Source organism: Brevibacillus sp. 7WMA2, from assembly GCF_010748895.1.
Lineage (GTDB): Bacteria > Bacillota > Bacilli > Brevibacillales > Brevibacillaceae > Brevibacillus_B > Brevibacillus_B halotolerans.
Genome location: NZ_CP048799.1, coordinates 5026609 through 5045707, shown reverse-complemented (window position 1 = coordinate 5045707; position 19099 = coordinate 5026609). Strand labels below are relative to the sequence as shown.

The following is a 19099-nucleotide window of genomic DNA, read 5'->3' as shown; positions in this document are numbered from 1 at the left end:
TCCATATAAATAGACAACCATTTAGGTTTTGCCTGCTTAACCAGTAACAATCCTAATCAATAAGAACTTGTCTTATTAAGTTACTTATAAAATATCATGTCCTCTTGATAATGTCAACGCTTTCATTTTTACTTTTTATTTACCACTCTATGGATGTGAATCGTTAGATAAAGCACTTCTTCATTTGTTAACTCATGCTTATATTCCTTTTGAATGTATCGCTTGATTTTCTTCGTACACTCATAAGCTTCCTTATATTTGCTTTTGACCATCTCGTATAAGAAATCGTCGCTGCTCTCCATATGGGTTTCCTTGCACAAACGTTGAGCGAAAAATTTTAGATGGGTAATAAACCGGTAATAATGCAAGGATTCCTCGTCCACTTCAATATTGAAATGATATTTAACGATATTTAAAATCTCTTGCATTACCTTTGTTATTGTAACAATCGTTGGCATTTCTTCGTTTAATTCGGCATTTACAATGTGTAAAGCAATAAAACCAGCCTCATCTTCTGGTAATGTAATTCCTAATTTCTGATTGATCTGTTTGATTGCCTTTTGTCCAACAGAAAATTCATCTTGATACAACCTTTTGATCTCCCAAAGCAAGGCATTTTTAATATCTAATCCGTCCTTGTTACGCTGAATGGCAAAATAAATATGATCCGTAAGGGAGACGTAAATGCTTTCATTTAGCTTTTTGCCCAAGCTCATTTTGGCATAGTTAATGATATTCTCAGAGATTTCCATATACTCCATTGGAATTTCATAAAGCAGTGTTTTAAACTTCTCGGAGATATCCTTATTTTCTAATTTGAAAATTTTCTCGATCTTGTCTTCTTCAACCTTATCGCCTGGTCGCTTCTGAAAGGCAATTCCTCTGCCCATTATCACCAGTTCTTTATTTTGATCGTTGTATACACTGATCACATTGTTGTTAATAACCTTGGCTATTTTCATGCTGACGATCCTCCCTTAGGATAAACCAAATGTTTATTACAATCGCTCCTGATCTTTTTTTTGATCGTACCTTTCTTTTCAGGAGAGGTCAAGGAAAATGAAAAGAGAGAGAAAAAGCCCGATCATCAATTTGATCGGACTCTTTTTTCTCCTATTGCTCTTATGCAGGAATTACGGGATTTTTAGCTCGTTTGTGAGTCCAAGCAAACACCCCTAATACAACTATCAATAAAACAGCCTGTGACAGCACAGTTTCCATGGTTGGGAAAAAACCAATTCCTTCCCACAATGGTAGTTGGCTTATCGGATGAACAGGTAAGGATTTAGTGATTTGCAATGCATGCACACTGACTCCGACAATTTTGAAGGCTAGCGCATAAATAACAACTGTGGCCGTCGTAAAGAATAAGCGAATCGGCAGTTTTACACTGTAACGAATCAGCACAAATCCGACAACCAACAAGATAGCTAACGCAAGGGCAATCCCTGCTAGCAATTCCTTCATCGTAATGGATGGAGCTAAACCAATATAGAAAATAACGGTTTCCGCACCTTCACGGAAGATTGCTAGAAAGCTAACGGTTGCCATGGCCCATAGCCCGCCCTTAGCAACTGCCGATTCTACCTGACCTTTAAGATAAACATTCCAATTTTGAATGTTGGACTTATTGTGTAACCAATTCCCTACCAGCACCATCATGATAACAGCCGCAATTCCGAATACACCTTCTAAGTATTCACGGCTAGCACCTGCTGTCGCTTGAGAAAAGAATAGCTGGATACCAACAGCCAACAAACCACTACATATAATTCCGACAATCACACCTGCCCAAATCCATTTCTGTTGATGGGCGTGGTTGGTTTTTTTCAGAAAGGAAAGTAAGGCTGCTACGATTATTAAAGCCTCAAATCCTTCGCGTAATAAAATCACCGCTGCATCCCACATATGATAAGAGCCGCTCGATACATAGGGAGCAAGATCAATCTGTAGCTGAGTCAAGCGATCAGTAGCCTGTGAAGTCTTGGGAACCTTAGAGCTAAGTTCACTAATAGCTAATGGAATTTCATTCTCCACTTTTGCATACAAGCTAGGTGCCCTCGTCATAATTTCACCTTCGACCAGTGGCCAAATCGTTAAAAATTGATTAAGGGTATCAATAGCAGTAGCATTATCATTGGCCCCTATTGCAGAGATTGTGGTCGAAAGCAAATCCAACAAGCTTTGAACAGAGTAAGTCCCTTCTGCCGGAGCGTCTCCACTTGTTTTTCCATCTAAAAATGCCTGGATAGATTGGTGGAGTCCGTCCATTTTTTCAGCTACCTTTTTCATATCCAGCGGTTCGGCATTTAACGCAATGCGTACAAAAGCCAATTGTTTCTCAATATCACCGTATGTCATGATGCTTTTATTGCGGACAATTAATTCTGCTCTCGTCCAATTTCTATCCAAGGCTTGATAGGCCTTCAGCATCTCTGGGTGGCTTTGCTGCTTGACATCCTTTTGCCATTTTTCCAGTTGGGCAAGGACATCCTTTAGTTTCTGTTGATTCTCCTCTTTTTTGGGAGGAGCTATTGTTTCTTCGTAAGTTCTCAGGGCTTTGGACAGTTGTTGTAGGCCAGCATAAATGGCCTTATCATCCTTTGTTTCTTTCTGTAACTCTGCCTGTACGTGCGCTATTGCACTGTCAACCTCTTTGGCTTGAGGGATATCGGTTCTCTCTTTCGTCCATTCCCCTGCAAACGTAGTGATCGTCGCTTCTACATGAGGCCAATCCTGCTCTTTTGTCTTCAAGAAGGCATCAGACATCGTGACAAAAAGGCGGTCTGTCGCTTCTGTAGCCCAAGCTGGCATACTTACAGCCATCAAAAAAGTAGCCATCATGAACATGGCTATCATACGCTGTTTACTCTTTAAAAACCACATGGGGCTCACAACTCCTACTCCTTATAGATCTATGTTACTACTGGAACAAGCCCTCACCTATATAGCTTCCCTTTTTTACCCCTGGGAAGCAAGCAAACAACCCGCTTCCACGATGAACAATATACTCGTTTAACTTATCATTCTTCGCCAAACGGTGCTGCATCGGAATAAATTGCTTAATCGGGTCTCGCTGGTAGCATATAAACAAGAGGCCGGCGTTAAGAGTTCCCGTTTTCCCATCCATACCATCTGCATAAGAATAGGATCTGCGTAAAATTTTGATGGAACCATCTCCATGCGCAATTCGGGCATGGGAAACATCCGGTAATTTCTTAGGCTGTAGCGGTTCGAACTCGTCTGTTCCTCCTAGGGGAGCACCACTATCTCGATGTCGGCCAAATGTCAGTTCTTGATCACTCAAATTCGTACGATCCCAAACTTCAAGACGCATCTGTATGCGGCGATAAACCATATAGGAACCGCCTGCCATCCAATCTGGCCCATCACTAGACTGTACCCAGACATGTTGATTAAGCTGTGCCGGGTCTTTCACATTAGGATTACCTGTGCCATCCTTAAAACCAAACAGGTTACGCACCGTTTCACCCTTTAGATCAGCCTGCTTGGTACGTTGGAAGCCGGCTTGATTCCAGCGCATAGTCGCGATGCCTCTCGCTCGTCTAATCAGATTGCGCAAGGCATGAAACGCTACCTGCTGGTCATCTGCACATACTTGAACAACAATATCTCCTCCCGTCCATTCGGGCTGAAGAGCATCCTGTGCAAAGTGCGGTAGCTCGATTAAAGCTTGCGGACGTTTCGCTTTAATCCCAAAACGATCAATGCCGTCCTTGACAAAAAACTGAGCGCTAACACCAAATGTAATGGTAAGCTGGGAAGCAGAAAGTCCTTCTGCTTCCCCCGTATCCACCGGCGGGAGATACTGACTTGTTTTCGTATCCTCCACTGGCAGGCCCTGTGTCATATTTTCTGTAGCTTTAGTCCAATCTTTAAAAAGCGCTATGACATCAGAGCGTTTGGTTGTCGTTAAGTCAAAAGCTGCTACATAGACAAAGTCTTGCGTTTCTGTAGTAATACCTGCTTGATATTCTCCGTAAAAAGGGACAGTATCAGCTTTCATACGACCTGATTTATCCTTTGTCTTGTCTGATTTACCCTGTAAGTGGTTAGCTGCAGCAATGACACCGCCCATTCCACTAGCTCCGACTAAAAGTCCAAGTCCTCCAACCCCAACCATTTTAAGCATATCTCGACGCGAAACCTTTGTCTCATTTTGATCAGAAGTTGTGTTCTGTTGTTGCTCGTGATGTTTTTTTTCACGTTCTTCTTTCATAGATGCCTATCCCTCCAGCACAACACCAATTTTAGACAGTGGCTCGGCAAGTGCATCAATTGCTTGGCTAAGTTTTTTGACCTGATCTGGTTTTAATTCAGTATAAGAAGCATAATCTTCCCCTTTTTTGAAAGGTGCCAATAATCCAAATACATCATCAAAACGTTTTTTGATCTCATCTGATAACTTCTGATCCTTTGCTACCAAGGCTGGTTGCAACAGCTCATATATTTTTTGCGCTCCTTCTACGTTGGCAGCGAAGTCATACAAGTCAGTGTGAGAGTAACGCTCTTCTTCTCCTGTTACCTTAGAGGATGATACTTCATTTAACAAATCAACCGCGCCTGTTACTAGAAGCTCTGGTGTCACTTCTACTGTTTCTACCTTAGCACGCAATAGCTTCGCATCATTTAGCAACTGATCAGCCACTTTTTCAGAGCCTTTTGTTGTTTTGTTTACCCATAAACCTTGCTCTATCTTATGGAAGCCGCCCCATTCTTCTTTTGGTACATCGCCGTCACGAGCGTCAATTTTAGGGTCCAAATCTCCTAGGGATTCTGCAATTGGCTCAATGCGCTCGTAGTACATGCGTGATGGAGCATATAGTTTCTTCGCTGTTTCCATATCCCCTGTTTTTACTGCCGTTACGAATTTTTCAGTAGAAATTACAAATTGATCGATCTGATCAATAGAATAGGTTCGATATGCTTCAGTTACACCTTTTAAAGTATCTTTCGCATCTTTTTTCTCTTCTACCTTTTGTGCAGCATCTGTTTGAGCAACCTTATTATCTGCTTGTGTTGGTTGAGATTGCTGCGTGCATCCAAGAAGTGATGCACCTACTACAAATATTGTTGATAGAGTAAAAATAGACTTTTTCATGAAGTACTCCCCTTAATTGTTAGAAATAGAAATAAGTTCGTACCACATTATAATACGAATGATAATCATTATCAATAGATTTTTTGCTCTCACTTTCAAAGTCTCTTGACAAACGATAATCCCTAGTAATAACAAGCTTTTACTAAGAATTACATGATGACATAAGGGATGGATGGAAATAAATTTTTGATTGACTCGTGCTCCTGTGTAGCATAAATAGCTACTGTTTTTCGCAAATCAAGAATGGGAACCCCTATTTCATGCTTGCTTAATTGCCATGCGGGAGTAGGTAAAGACTGGAAGGAAAAAACCATATTTCCGAAGCGGCAACACTCTCGTAAGCAAATATCTTGTGAATACTCCCTGCTCTCTTCTAATAAATGAATCGGTTCAAGACCAAACTGCTCAATTAAATGCATTCTGTCGGCTAAATCCTTGCCATGCTTATAGGGAGCCGTCCGTCGGGGCGATAGGATTGGGTAATGTTCAATAACATATTTGTCATGAATGCCATGATAAAACACAAGCCTCACCTCTTCATGATGAAAGAAAGAGCGACCATTCCTTTGATGGCCACTCTTTTTTATTGGGATAAAAACGTTCACTTATTCTTGCCGATTCGGCTTTAACCGCTTTGATTGTATTTTACTGCCTGTCACTATAGCCTGGGCCTTTGTTTCTCGCCCTAATAGATCTTGTGCCACTACGGTGATCGTTTCTCTGCCTTCTTTTACCCGTGGAATTTCTAATAGAAAATCTCCCTGATCGCTTACATCACCATACAAACGCTGATCGCCATAGTAAAAGGACAGCTCTGTATCAGCTTGTTTAATGACCCGTCCTCTTACATGAAGTGTAGAACCTGCTGTATCGTCATAGCTTGGCTTTGCAAAACCCACAGAAAGCGGCTTAGCAGGAAGTGCCTTGTACATAATACGTTTTTGGTCCTGCATAACAACCGCTGATCCTGTCGTTGCATCTGCATAGCATATAACAGATTGTGTTGTCAGGTTCTTCGCTTCGTCCATCGCCTCAACTAAAACCTTATTTTCACCCTGCTTAAGAGCAATTTGATGTGAAAAGTATTTATGAACAGGCTTCTCAATCTGATCCTCTTCCCAGCTTGCAATTATTTCACCATTAACCTTCAATCTTCCTTTATAATTCATATCACGATACATCCAGCGCAGAGGGACCACGATCTTTTTGCTGGTCGCGTCAAACACAATATCCTCGTTACCATCGTTTACAAATTGCAAAATAGGTGGCGTTTTATCCACGATAATCCGTTGGGTAAATTCACGGGTGTTTCCAAAGGCATCTGTCACTTTATAAGGTACATATTGTATCCCCTCTGGCAAGTCTAGTACTGTCTGGAATCGACCGTCTGGTTCCACTTTTACCAGTTGCTCTTTGATCGTAAGCTTAACCCGATCCATCATGTCTTCGCCTGTCACCTTGCCACGAATAGCAACATGATTTTGATTGCTAACCATGATTTGTTGAAAAATCTGATCAGGAAACTCGATGCCCGGCGGTGTAAAATCACTTTGTCCATTGATATGAGTATAGGAGATGTTACCCGCGTAATCATAGGCAACCAGCGTCATTTTTTTGTGTGGCTGACTAACCACTGCTTGCGTAATCGTCGGGGCATAAGGTCCACCTGTTTTTTTTCCATCCACATACAGCAGATACCCTTGAATATCCTTATCTTTTGTCTGCCACTGAAGTTTATTTTTATTTAGTTGCGCTGTGATTTGCGGTGCTTGACGATCCACGCGTACAGGTAGGGTAAGCGTCTGCCACTTGGCGTTGCTTCCATCATTTTTCGCACGGATGACAAAGCGATATGACCCATCAGGCGCTGGTACATAGGCCCCTTTATCTGAGGAATAGATCATTCCGTCCCAAGCCCACTCTTCTTTCTCCGTGAAGAAAAAGGAATCACCTTTTCTTGATTGGTCAAATTTATTTACCTTACCATCTTTGACGAGAGATCGAACAACCTGACCTGTTGAATCTGTAACATTAATAGAAAGCTCTCGCGCATTACGTAAGAACGTAATAGATGGCGCTGCCTTATCATAATGACCATCTCCATTTGGTGAAAAAGCAATATGGTCTGGGTTGATTAATACATGACCATTCTCATCTACACCATTCACACCCAGTGCGTCCCGGAAACGCCATTTGTCACTTTCTTTATCGTGATACCATGTTGTTTTGACACTGGTTAGCTTTTCCTGACTCTCAGCGCTCCACATCGGAGCGTCCATGATTCTTGGTTCATTCCATTCTCCATAAAAACCATAATAGGGAACTCGCAGGGCAGGTACCTGAGTCTGCTTGGGGGTAAATAGTAAGTATCCTTCCACAAACCTTTGTTTAGGGGCAGTCTTTGGCACAGTTACGGTTACCTGAACTTCTTGTTTTTGACCTGGAGCTACTGTAACGCTTGGGGTTTGGAATTGAACCTTGGCCCCAGGCAATCGCGTCTCTCTCATGCTAAAGTATCCATTCTCTATCTGATCAGTTAACACACCGAATTCATCACTAAGTGTGTACGTGAGTGGCTCTTTGCCGAATTTGTTAGAAATGATGAGGCTAAACGTTCGTTTCTCACCGATTTGCCCTAAGGATACACCTGCTTTTCCCTCTTTATTAGTAATGACAACGGGAGATTTTGCAGCTTTTACCACCTGCATAATGCCTGCCCCTTGCACACGAGGCGAATAAGGAAGGGGCGGGAGCTTTTCATCCTTTGACTTAGACGTACGCGGATCAAGTACAGGCTGAGCTGTGTTCATGGCTACTGCTTTTAGAGTTTCAACCAGCTCTCGTCCTTCTAAGGAATATCCTTGTTTTTGATAATACTGCTTGAGTAAGGCCATTGCTCCTGCAACGTGCGGAGTTGCCATTGATGTACCACTTTTTACCCCATATCCGTCTTGGGAAACAGTGGACAAAATTCCACCACCAGGTGCAGAAATCTCCGGTTTAAATTGTAAATCCGGCGTAGGTCCCCATGAGGAAAAGGAGGACATGGTTCCACCTTCTGGATATGGCAATTCATTTTGTGCAAACTGGCCATCAAAGGTAATTTTTACCTTTTTACCCTTTTTCAATTTCTCTGCCATTACTTCGCCCATTGATTTTAAAATAGATGCACTTGGTATATTTTTACTCTCATTTCCACTCATCAAAAAGGGACCTGCTTGATTGTTATAAATAAGAGCACCAGCCGCACCCGCTTCCTTAGCGAGACGCAGCTTTTCATCAAAGGTTATATCTCCGCGTTCAATTAAAACGACTTTATTCTTAACACTAACATTGTAATCTTCTTTTTTTCCTTTCCCAACATACGCCATTTCATGTGATTGGGATAAATACTGCTCAGGTTGCAACGGGCTTCCACTGATGGGAATTCCCGTCAAATAGACCACACGCGGCAACTGATCAACACCCTCAAGCGCAAAACTATTGCCAGCAAACGTAGTGGCATTAACCGATGCAATGCTAAAAGCATCTGGAGCCAGTCCAGGTGACCCGATCATGGCGTGATCGGGATTGGCTTGCTTTACTTTATCACTACCAAAATAAGCATCGTTTCCAGCTGCTGCGACTACGATAACACCACTGTCAACAGCATTTTTGACCGCATACTGTTCGGTATTCGTCTCATCTACATATCCAGCGGAAGACCCCAGACTAAGATTAATCACATCTGCTTTTTTAGCAATAGAATCGGTCATTGCAAATAAAATGGATTCACTAAGCCCAGAAATGCTCCCCTGATAATTGCTAAAAACTTTTTCGCTAAGCAATTGAGCTTCGGGTGCAACCCCTTTTACTTTACCATTTCCAGCTACTATTCCCGCCACATGCACACCATGCTGAGATTCCCCTACATCTTGAGTTATTTGATTGCGATCAGCCCAATTATATCCTGTAATAACCTTTTGCGATGCTCCAGACTTTTTTTGTGCTGCTTGTTTATCGTGAGGTGCTGGAAAATCAGGGTGTTTATGATTAATGCCTGTATCCACAATGGAAATCAACATCCCTTCCCCTTTTACACCCAACTCCTGCCAGGCTCTATCTGCCTCGATCATCGACAAAGTAGATTTTCCAGCTTTAGCCACAGACTCTCCTTTCATCACATGCTTCAAGGAATTCCATTCGTTTGCTTGATTCTGAAGCATGTTAAAAAGATTGCCCGGGGAATGACCGCCTGCTTTTTTTGGAAAAGAAGCACTAGTCGCCTCCCAAATATCTTTTTGAATTTGCTCACGTGAAATGATTTGCTGCGTGTTATCAATCGTCTGGTGGTTATGTAAAACGGTATCTGCTCCAACGTAATTGACCGGATAATATAGCAACGGTACAACTGCACCGGTACAAAGCACTTTGATCATTTGTTTCTTCATACGCAGCCCCCTCCTGGTGAAAATTCTTCATGTAGTATCTTCATCAGTTTGCCAAAGGAAGCTTATGGGTATACACCCGTACCATTACAAGGGAAGGAAAGCATACTACCAATTTTTTCAAAATAAAAAAAAGCCCTCTCACTATCGAGAAGGCTTTTTCTGAATTCATGTCGTATAAAAAGGGAAGAAGGTATCTTCTTACGAGAAGAAGAAGGATTTAATAGCATGCTTCGTGGTCTCTTTATTCATATGAGCAATGGAAGTAGTAAGCGGGATGCCTTTCGGGCAAGACTGTACGCAGTTTTGCGAGTTACCGCAGTAGCTAATTCCGCCCTCCTCCATCAAGGAATCTAAACGCTCATGCTTGTTCATTTTTCCTGTCGGATGCTCATTAAATAGACGCACCTGAGAAATAGCAAATGCACCAATAAATGGTGATTTATCATTTACGTTCGGACATGCTTCTAAACACACACCGCAGGTCATACATTTAGATAGTTCGTATGCCCATTGGCGATCTACTTCCGCCATTCGTGGTCCTGGTCCTAAATCATGGGTACCATCGATCGGAATCCATGCTTTCACCCGTTTTAAAGCATCGAACATGCGGCTGCGATCTACAGTTAAATCGCGTTGTACAGAGAACGTTTTCATCGGCTCGATACGCACTGGTTGTTCTAACTTATCAATGAGAGCGGAACAGGCTTGGCGTGGTTTTCCGTTAATGACCATCGAGCAAGCACCGCACACCTCTTCTAAACAGTTAGATTCCCAAATGACCGGTTTAGTCTTCTGGCCTTGCGAGTTAACCGGGTTGCGTTGAATTTCCATTAACGCTGAAATTACGTTCATATTTGGACGATATGGAATTTTAAACTCTTCTTTATAAGGCGTGGAATCAGGTGTGTCTTGTCGGGTAACGATCAGATGGATTAAACGATCAGCCATGATCATTTCCCTCCTTTTTTATCACTGGTATAGTCACGCTTACGTGGTTTGATTAAGGAAACGTCTATATCCTCATAATAGATTTCTGGCGCTGTTGTTTCTGGATTATACTTCGCCATCGTCGTTTTCATGAAGCGTTCATCATCACGCTCAGGGAATTCAGGCTTGTAGTGTGCGCCGCGACTTTCATCACGTTGTAGGGCACTAATTGTAACAGCACGAGCTAGAACAAGCATGTTCCACAAATGACGTGTAAACTGCGCTCCAGAGTTGCTCCATTGCTGTGTATCTTGAATATTGATGTTTTTGTAGCGCTCCATGAGCTCCAAAATCTTATCATCTGTTTTTTGCAATCGATCGTTGTAGCGAACCACTGTTACGTTATCAGTCATCCACTCGCCCAACTCTTTATGGATTACGTACGCATTTTCTGTACCGTCCATTTTTAAGATGTTGTCGTATTTCTCTTGTTCTTGCTTGGAATAGCTGTCAAATAAGCTACTTGGAAGATCATCTGAGAGCTTATCCAACGAGTTGATGTAATTGATTGCATTTGGACCAGCAACCATACCACCATAAATAGCAGACAACAGCGAGTTCGCACCCAGACGATTACCGCCATGTTGAGAATAATCGCACTCACCTGCAGCAAATAGACCCGGGATATTTGTCATTTGGTTGTAATCTACCCACATACCGCCCATGGAATAGTGAACTGCTGGGAATATGCGCATTGGTACTTTTCGTGGATCTTCCCCAACAAATTTTTCATAAATTTCAATGATACCGCCTAGTTTTACATCCAATTCCTTTGGATCCTTATGAGACAGATCCAAATACACCATGTTTTCGCCGTTGATACCCAATTTCATATCTACACAGACATGGAAAATTTCACGAGTCGCAATGTCGCGTGGTACGAGGTTTCCGTATGCAGGATATTTCTCCTCTAAGAAGTACCATGGTTTCCCATCTTTATACGTCCAAATGCGGCCACCTTCTCCACGAGCTGATTCAGACATGAGGCGTAGTTTATCATCGCCAGGAATAGCAGTTGGGTGAATTTGGATAAATTCTCCGTTTGCGTAAATAACACCCTGTTGATACAACGCAGATGCCGCTGTACCTGTGTTAATAATAGAGTTAGTAGATTTACCAAAGATAATACCAGGGCCACCAGTCGCCATGATAACTGCATCCGCATGGAAGGCTTTAATTTCACCTGAACGCATGCTCTGTGCAGTTATCCCACGACAGACACCCGCATCATCAAGAACGGCACCGAGGAAATCCCAGTACTCATATTTTTTCACAAGTCCTTCCGTCTCATAACGGCGTACTTGCTCATCTAGTGCATATAGTAATTGCTGTCCTGTCGTTGCTCCAGCAAATGCAGTACGGTGATGCTTCGTTCCCCCAAAGCGACGGAAGTCTAGCAATCCTTCCGGAGTACGGTTGAACATAACTCCCATACGGTCTAGCATATAAATGATTCCAGGTGCTGCATCACACATTGCTTTTACTGGTGGTTGGTTCGCTAGGAAGTCACCGCCATAAATCGTGTCATCAAAGTGCTCCCAAGTAGAGTCGCCTTCCCCTTTGGTATTAACAGCTCCATTAATACCGCCCTGCGCACAGACTGAGTGAGAGCGCTTAACCGGAACTAGGGAAAAAAGTTCTACGGCTACCCCTTTTTCTGCTGCTTTAATTGTCGCCATTAGTCCAGCTAGGCCACCGCCGACAATAATTAATTTACCCTTCGCCATGTTTTATTCCCCCTTCTCTTACACGAATGCGAATACGGCACGCAAGCCTACGTAGGATAATGCTACGAACAGGATCATGGTGAAATAAGTTGCCATACGTTGTGAACGTGGCCCTACTGTAATGCCCCAATGCACTAAGAACGACCATACACCATTGCAAAGGTGGAACACAGCGGATAGAACACCTACAGCGTAAAACGCTATCATTACTGGGTTAGTAAAAATATCATGCATGAGGTCATAGTTAATTTCGGCAGTACCAAGTGCTTTGACAATACGTGTTTGCCATACATGCCACGCTATGAAAATCAGCGTGAAAACACCTGTAATACGCTGCCAGAGATACATTTGATTGCGGAAAAACGAGTAGTTGCCATTGTTCGGTTTTGCTTGAAATGCGAGATATAGACCGTAAATGGCGTGGAACAACAGTGGGAGATAAATGAATGCAAATTCCAAAAACAATAAGAACGGTGCCTTTTCAATTAGGCCAACCGCTTCGTTAAATGCTTCCGGCCCTTTGGTTGCTTGAAAGTTCGCCGTTAAATGGAACAGTAAAAACAACCCGATCGGAAACAACCCGAGTAGAGTGTGAAGCTTGTGCAAAGCGAAGTTTTTCTTACTTGCCATGCCTTGGGTCCCCCCTTCATTGATGTGTGGAAAATGTTATCTTACAATACCTATGCCATCACCATGCAGGCTCAAGCAAGACACATGTTCCGCTCCGCTTCCACTTTGGAAGAACATCCTCTATTCACGAAAAACCAATCCCTCAATAGGGAAACACAAAATGTTTCCAGTTTGCGAAATGGTTTTAAAAGTCTGTCAATCCAACGCATAAAAAACCGCGGGCGCAAACGAGATGTGTCTAAATAAAGAATAAAGATTGGAAATTATGTGACCAAAACCAATTGTACTCCTACCTCTTAGTAGCGTCAAGCAATTGAATAGACTTAATACATTCTTAGATTAATTGTAATCTATATCATTCCTAGCTTTTCTTGTTATTTATTCTTATTATGACCACGTATCTATTAGATATACTCTGACTCACCCCTCATTTACTCCTATCATTTTCCTAGTCTTAGCATAATTGTTTTTTTCTCTCATAGAATAGAAATCATGCACAAAAGGAGGACGAGCTAGAGTGAGACAAGCTACTGATATCCTACAGCAGCTTTTACCTGAGTTTTCAGTATATGATTGTCAGCGCATGCAACAAATGAACATGCCTTTTGCCGGTCATCTCTTTTTTCGAAATGTAGTCACTCAGGAATTACTGGGAGATTGCGAAGCTCCTATTCTTTATTGGATGGGGAAAGAGATAGGCGAGACCTATCATATACATGCAGCGGAAGATCTGATATTAGCCTTCATCCAGCTCGGCTTAGGAAAGCTGGAATTAACCTTGTGTACAGCTAGACAAATTGAATATCTCCTGACTCATCCTCATCTTACTATGCAGACTACAAACCGACTAGAACGCACCCTACAGTTTGAGACAGGCTTTATTGCCGGATCGATTGGCAAGTGGTTAGAGCGTGAGTCAAATGCCACACTCACTCTTCTGGGAAAGGACAAAAAAAAAGAACCAACTGCACACATTCAGGTTGTTATCTCAGGGTAACAACCTGTTTTTACGTGCAGAGCTCTTATATTCGTTTCATCGTTACTAGTTGTCATTGTCATGGTTTCCTACCTGTCTGCTTTCTCTTCAACATCTGATAAGCTGGTTATCCAATCAATTGTGAGGTTTGTTGCTCTTTCACTGTGACAGGAAAATAAGGCCCTACTAGCTGAGCCATTTTATCCATTTCAACTAAAAAACCATCATGTCCAAATACGGAGTCAATTGCAAAAAAATCAACATCCTTCCCCTGTTGTTTTAACGTAGAGGATAGCCAAAGCTGATGAGGAATTGGATACAACAAATCGTTGGAAATAGCTATACAGACTACCTTGGCTTTGATACGTGACAATGCGTTTTCAATCCCCTCTCTTCCCCTACCAATATCGTGTGTATCCATTGCTTTTAGGAGATAGAGATAGCTATTTGCATCAAAGCGCTGCACGAGCTTATCGCCTTGATAACGTAAATAGCTTTCCACTTCAAATGTAGTATCCACTAAGTCGGCATGCACGGTGCCTTGATGGGCCCTGCCAAATCGTTCTTCAAATAATTCGGCTGTCCGGTATGTAATCATGCCAACCATACGCGCTGTTGCCAAGCCGCGAATAGGACCTAACTGAGGATAATAATGTCCATTATTCCAATCTGGATCATTACAAATCGCTTGCCTTGCCACATCATTATAAGCAATGGCCATAGCTGATAACTGAGCGCAGGTAGCTACTGGGATCACTACATCCATCATCTGGGGATATTCAACCGCCCACTCATAAACCTGCATACCACCCATCGAACCGCCAATGACCGCATAAAGATGAGAAATCCCCAGTTGCTCAATGAGCTTGTATTGGGCGCGTACCATGTCTCGGATCGTCACAACAGGAAAATGAGTTGCATATGGCTCTTTAGTCTCCGTATTCATACTTGCAGGACCTGTTGTTCCGTAACAGCCACCTAAGACGTTTGTGCAAATCACGTAATAATAATCGGTATCAATTGCCTTTCCGGGCCCAATCAGCCCATCCCACCAGCCTGGCTTTTCACCATCACCTACCGCTTGACTGTCTCCAGTTAATGCGTGGCAAACCAAAATTGCATTCGATTGCTCAGAGTTGTACGTACCGCTTGTTGTATAACCGATTTCCACTTGACGGAGCACCTCGCCACATTCCAACGCCAGGTTGTGAATCGTTGCTTTTCTCAATGCAATTCCTCCTATTTCCACTTGATGCCCTAATGTACAGGTACCTATGTGCTAAAAAACCCCTCTTCCGGAGAAGAGGGGTTTGATCGTATCGACTAGACCCGCTCTTATCTGCCAGACTACTTTATGTGTGCCTGCTGGATTTAGCACCTCTCCGCTTCTCGCGGGGTTGCCGGGTTTCTTCGGGCCAGTCCCTCCACCACTCTTGATAAGAGATTTCTATATAATTCTGTTTATCATACTTCTTTTGAGTAAGAATTGTCAATCTATTTCAACGAAAAGGCTTCTTCTCTTTTTATTTGATACATCGTCCACATTCCAATGTCCCGAAAGCCCAAACGTTTATAAATAGCTCCAGCCGCTGGGTTATCATAAAACAAGCACAAGCTTCGCCCTTCCGCCAAAACATCCCTGCACAGCGCTACCATACAAGCACTAGCATATCCCCACTTACGATGAAGGGGATGCGTACAAACACCAACAATCATAGCAGCCATCGAACACTCGGCTGTTGTTGAAGCACAGGCTACCGTTTCTGTGTTCACCTCTACATAATAGGTTCTCCCTGTACCGCTTTCCAGTGTGTGTTTCAATGCTTCTTCTGCATCAGCAGATCTGCCAAACTCTTGTATCTGATCACGTAGGCTGACGATTTTTACGACATCATGAACTGTGGCTTTTTTCACCTCAAATCCCTTGATGTCAGCCTGAGATAATCGAGAGTCATCTTCTAATTCTGCAAAATAGGTTGTTTTGATCTCATGCTTCGGAAGATGGCTTGCAAAAGCTTGCAAAGAATCTTGTTTTCCTGATAAAACCTCCAGCTTCTTGTCAGCAAGTATAATTTCACTGAACCCTTCGAGATCAAACCTATCCAAAGCATAAAATACGTACGAGTGATAATACCGCAGGAGTACCGCGGAGAGTTTTGTCTGTTCACTTGTTGACCATTCTCCCCATAACTCTTGAAAAGGGGTAGAAAAGCCAAAATTTTCGACATCACCAATAAGAAATAAGTTCAAGCTTCTCTCTTGTGATACCAATTCCATAAATGCTTCATAATCTGCTTCTGTTAGTTTTCGGATCATTTGACAATTCCCTCTCCAAAAGTTTTTCTCTCCATTATTTGAAAAAGTGTACTATTTGTCAATAGAATTCAGAAAAAACACATAAAGCCCGGTGGACATCTCTCCACCAGGCTCCTTGATTAATCCAATCCTATCCCTGTCCATTTGAAGCGCTCTACATTCTGTTTTATCTAAAACAAATTAAGCGTGCACGACAGCATCGGCAGAAACATCCAATCCAAACGCCGTATGCAGTGTAGCTACAGCTTGCGCCACTTTTTCTGCCGGGATCACACAAGATACCTTAATATCAGAGGTAGATACCATCCGAATGAGAATATCCTGGCTGGATAAATGACTAAACATATCGGCTGCCACTCCCGGATTGGTTATCATACCAGCTCCTACAATTGAAACTTTTGCAAGGCCAGATTCATATTCCACATGCTCAAAGCCTAACTCTTCCTGATGAGCCGCCAAGGTCTCCAGCGTTCTATGTAAATCGTCAGCGGAGATCGTAAATGACACATTATTTGCTTTGTCATGATAGGTGCTTTGAATAATGATATCTACATTAATTGAAGCGTCCGCCAATGCTTTAAATAATAAGGATAACATGCCTACTTTTACAGGCATTCCGATAACCGTTATAGAAGATACATCTTTGTCATGAGCTATTCCGCTGATTACTTTGCCTAACTCCATGTTTGTCTCCTCCTCAACCAATGTTCCCTCTTCTTCTGTAAAACTGGAACGAACCACAAGTCGAACTCGATGTTTTTTTGCACTTTCCACAGAACGTGGATGCAAGACACCAGCTCCTAGAGTTGCTAATTCTAGCATCTCATCATATGAAATGGAGCTTACCTTTTGTGCACGAGAAACAATGCGCGGATCGGCTGTAAATACCCCTGATACATCTGTATAGATTTCACAGCAGGTAGCCTGTAGACTAGCCGCAATTGTTACCGCTGTAGTATCAGACCCGCCCCGTCCCAATGTTGTAATTTCTCCGTTTTCGCTAGCTCCTTGAAACCCTGCTACGATGACAATTTTCCCCTGCTGTAATTCTTGCTCAATCCGTTGACTGTTGATCGTACTAATGCGTGCCTTTCCATGCTTCTCTTCCGTTAAAATGCCAGCTTGCCAGCCTGTCATAGACACAGCTTCGTACCCTCTGCTTTGTAGGGCCATACTAAGTAACGCAATGGAAACCTGTTCGCCTGTAGCAAGCAGCATATCCATTTCACGAGCAGGTGGGCTCTCATGTAATTCCTTTGCTAAATCGACCAGCACATCTGTTGTTTTTCCCATAGCAGATACCACAACCACCATGGCATATCCGGCATCCTTATACCGGATAATTCTCTGTGCTACCTCTTGAATACGCTCCGCAGAGCCTACGGATGTTCCCCCGTATTTTTGCACCACAATTTCCATTTCGAATCTCTCCTCTGGTATATTCTGCTAGTCTGGATCATATGCCTTCCTTGATTCATTTATAATGAAAGCTTTTTACTAAATGAAGTACAAAAAAGGCAACGACAAAGGAATACCTAGTCGTTGCCCTAACTGGACATACACGGTCCCTCCTTCCCCTGATTCACGGAAATGCCAAAGCAAGTAATAATAGCTTTAGCAGCCCGGTGAGATAGCTCTCCATTTGCATGACGGGTAGGACATACAAATGACAGTCTTACGCTTATTCAACGTAAGCCCAGCATGCACCGCTTGGGTATCGCGTGCACACTTCGGCAAATTCCCCTTTCCCAGCTCCATCATAGATTCCCATATCTCCGGAGGGTACTCTTGGTTTTTGCGCCTCTACCTCACTCCTGTATAGGGAAGTGAGGTTATTGCTTATGAGATTATTCAGAATTATATCACGTTACTTTACCCGTTACAATTCTTTTTAGGATATAAGAAGATAGTAGCGTGATACAATGAGCATAGTTTTCGTATCTTTTTATATAGGACATGAAAGGAGGCTTTCTAATGAAAGATAATAAAACCTTACAGAACCAAACCGAGGCAAACACGGACAATAACGCACCTTCCCCCGTACAGTTGAACTCAAAATCCACCTCGTCTGTTGTTCTTATTACTGGGTGTTCAAGCGGCTTTGGAAAACAAATTAGTATCGCTCTTGCAGAAGCTGGCTATCAAGTGATCGCCACAATGCGTGATGTAACAAAAAAAGAGCCTCTTCTTCAAGAGGCTTCAGCCCGTGGCATTAAGGATCGTTTACACATGATCCCCTTAGATGTTACGAAACAAGATAGTATTACGCAGGCCATCGACCAAACGCTACAACTATTTGGCAAGATAGACATATTGATTAACAATGCTGGCTATGCGACTGGCGGTTTTACTGAAGAAATCCCTCTAGAGGACTGGCGCAGTCAGTTTGAAACCAATTTTTTTGGAGCGGTAGCCACTACTCAAGCGGTTTTAAAACCCATGCGTGAGCAAAGGAGCGGTCTCATTATCAATATGAGCAGCATTTGCGGACAATTTGGCTTCCCTATGCTCGGTCCCTACACCGCCTCCAAACACGCACTAGAAGGCTTCAGTGAATCTCTACGCTTAGAAATGCTCCCATTTGGCATCAAGGTGGTCCTAATAGAGCCTGGGCCATATCGAACTGATATATGGGAAAAAAGCATAGAAGCAGCAGCTTTCTCATCTGAGTCTCCCTATCATACCTTTTTAGAGTATTTGCAGCAGCAAGCCAAGCACAACGCCATGCACTCTGGCGATCCAGAAGAAGTAGTCCACACCGTATTACGTATTGTAAAAGCTCCTAATCCGTCCTTTCGTTGTCCGGTTGGAAAAAGCATCAAAAGCTTACTCTTTAGTAAAAAAATATTACCCTGGAGATTCATAGAGCTATTTGTAAAAAAGCAATTACACAAAATTATGAAGAAATAAG

The 19099-nt window shown here is 42.7% G+C and carries 14 protein-coding genes and 2 riboswitches; of the genes, 2 read left to right on the top strand and 12 right to left on the bottom strand.

Annotated elements, in window-relative coordinates; genetic code table 11:
• Positions 1–128 precede the first annotated feature (128 nt).
• The 9 genes from licT to GOP56_RS21730 all read right to left on the bottom strand — a co-directional run bounded on the left by licT (position 129) and on the right by GOP56_RS21730 (position 12896).
• Positions 129–962 (bottom strand): BglG family transcription antiterminator LicT, encoded by an 834-nt coding sequence (licT, locus tag GOP56_RS21770; RefSeq protein ID WP_003338887.1) that lies wholly within the window; start codon positions 960–962, stop codon positions 129–131.
• A 160-nt stretch (positions 963–1122) separates the two neighbouring features.
• Positions 1123–2886: an FTR1 family iron permease gene (locus GOP56_RS21765; protein WP_163246623.1), complete on the bottom strand. Its 1764-nt coding sequence runs from the start codon at positions 2884–2886 to the stop codon at positions 1123–1125.
• Positions 2887–2923: 37 nt separating this feature from the next.
• Positions 2924–4240 carry an iron uptake transporter deferrochelatase/peroxidase subunit gene (efeB, locus tag GOP56_RS21760; RefSeq protein ID WP_163246622.1) on the bottom strand — a complete coding sequence of 439 codons (1317 nt, stop codon included), beginning with the start codon at positions 4238–4240 and terminating at the stop codon, positions 2924–2926.
• Positions 4241–4246: 6 nt separating this feature from the next.
• Positions 4247–5122, bottom strand: a complete 876-nt coding sequence (efeO, locus tag GOP56_RS21755) for an iron uptake system protein EfeO (RefSeq protein ID WP_163246621.1) — start codon at positions 5120–5122, stop codon at positions 4247–4249.
• A gap of 149 nt (positions 5123–5271) precedes the next feature.
• On the bottom strand, positions 5272–5646 hold the full coding sequence (locus GOP56_RS21750) for a hypothetical protein (protein WP_003338892.1): 375 nt from the start codon (positions 5644–5646) through the stop codon (positions 5272–5274).
• An 81-nt stretch (positions 5647–5727) separates the two neighbouring features.
• Entirely contained in the window at positions 5728–9552 is a 3825-nt protein-coding gene (locus tag GOP56_RS21745) for a S8 family serine peptidase (protein ID WP_163246620.1), read from the bottom strand.
• Positions 9553–9750: 198 nt separating this feature from the next.
• Positions 9751–10500 carry a succinate dehydrogenase iron-sulfur subunit gene (sdhB, locus tag GOP56_RS21740; RefSeq protein ID WP_003334938.1) on the bottom strand — a complete coding sequence of 250 codons (750 nt, stop codon included), beginning with the start codon at positions 10498–10500 and terminating at the stop codon, positions 9751–9753.
• A 2-nt stretch (positions 10501–10502) separates the two neighbouring features.
• A complete protein-coding gene (sdhA, locus tag GOP56_RS21735; RefSeq protein WP_003334940.1) occupies positions 10503–12266 on the bottom strand; it encodes a succinate dehydrogenase flavoprotein subunit in 1764 nt (587 codons plus the stop codon).
• 18 nt (positions 12267–12284) lie between these two features.
• Positions 12285–12896 (bottom strand): succinate dehydrogenase cytochrome b558 subunit, encoded by a 612-nt coding sequence (locus tag GOP56_RS21730; RefSeq protein ID WP_003334941.1) that lies wholly within the window; start codon positions 12894–12896, stop codon positions 12285–12287.
• A 517-nt stretch (positions 12897–13413) separates the two neighbouring features.
• Between GOP56_RS21730 and GOP56_RS21720 the strand changes: the two genes are divergently transcribed.
• Complete coding sequence (locus GOP56_RS21720) at positions 13414–13893, top strand: DUF2507 domain-containing protein (protein ID WP_022584144.1); 480 nt, start codon at positions 13414–13416, stop codon at positions 13891–13893.
• 106 nt (positions 13894–13999) lie between these two features.
• On the opposite strand, the gene GOP56_RS21715 is transcribed toward GOP56_RS21720, so the two are convergent.
• The 3 genes from GOP56_RS21715 to GOP56_RS21705 form a co-directional block, all read right to left on the bottom strand.
• Entirely contained in the window at positions 14000–15100 is a 1101-nt protein-coding gene (locus GOP56_RS21715) for a homoserine O-acetyltransferase MetX (RefSeq protein WP_163246619.1), read from the bottom strand.
• Positions 15101–15204: 104 nt separating this feature from the next.
• Positions 15205–15315: riboswitch (SAM riboswitch) on the bottom strand.
• A 51-nt stretch (positions 15316–15366) separates the two neighbouring features.
• Entirely contained in the window at positions 15367–16188 is an 822-nt protein-coding gene (locus GOP56_RS21710) for a GNAT family N-acetyltransferase (RefSeq protein WP_163246618.1), read from the bottom strand.
• 180 nt (positions 16189–16368) lie between these two features.
• Positions 16369–17607, bottom strand: coding sequence for an aspartate kinase (locus tag GOP56_RS21705; RefSeq protein WP_163246617.1), 1239 nt, complete (start codon positions 17605–17607; stop codon positions 16369–16371).
• 204 nt (positions 17608–17811) lie between these two features.
• Positions 17812–18002: riboswitch (Lysine riboswitch) on the bottom strand.
• 160 nt (positions 18003–18162) lie between these two features.
• On the opposite strand from GOP56_RS21705, the gene GOP56_RS21700 reads away from it, so the two are divergent.
• On the top strand, positions 18163–19098 hold the full coding sequence (locus GOP56_RS21700) for an SDR family oxidoreductase (protein WP_163246616.1): 936 nt from the start codon (positions 18163–18165) through the stop codon (positions 19096–19098).
• The last annotated feature ends 1 nt before the right edge of the window (position 19099 follow it).

Coding starts and splice junctions, on each gene's coding strand:
- licT (WP_003338887.1), bottom strand. CDS start 962: ATGAAAATAGCCAAGGTTATTAACAACAATGTGATCAGTGTATACAAC.
- GOP56_RS21765 (WP_163246623.1), bottom strand. CDS start 2,886: ATGTGGTTTTTAAAGAGTAAACAGCGTATGATAGCCATGTTCATGATG.
- efeB (WP_163246622.1), bottom strand. CDS start 4,240: ATGAAAGAAGAACGTGAAAAAAAACATCACGAGCAACAACAGAACACA.
- efeO (WP_163246621.1), bottom strand. CDS start 5,122: ATGAAAAAGTCTATTTTTACTCTATCAACAATATTTGTAGTAGGTGCA.
- GOP56_RS21745 (WP_163246620.1), bottom strand. CDS start 9,552: ATGAAGAAACAAATGATCAAAGTGCTTTGTACCGGTGCAGTTGTACCG.
- sdhB (WP_003334938.1), bottom strand. CDS start 10,500: ATGGCTGATCGTTTAATCCATCTGATCGTTACCCGACAAGACACACCT.
- sdhA (WP_003334940.1), bottom strand. CDS start 12,266: ATGGCGAAGGGTAAATTAATTATTGTCGGCGGTGGCCTAGCTGGACTA.
- GOP56_RS21730 (WP_003334941.1), bottom strand. CDS start 12,896: ATGGCAAGTAAGAAAAACTTCGCTTTGCACAAGCTTCACACTCTACTC.
- GOP56_RS21710 (WP_163246618.1), bottom strand. CDS start 16,188: ATGATCCGAAAACTAACAGAAGCAGATTATGAAGCATTTATGGAATTG.
- GOP56_RS21705 (WP_163246617.1), bottom strand. CDS start 17,607: ATGGAAATTGTGGTGCAAAAATACGGGGGAACATCCGTAGGCTCTGCG.
- GOP56_RS21700 (WP_163246616.1), top strand. CDS start 18,163: ATGAAAGATAATAAAACCTTACAGAACCAAACCGAGGCAAACACGGAC.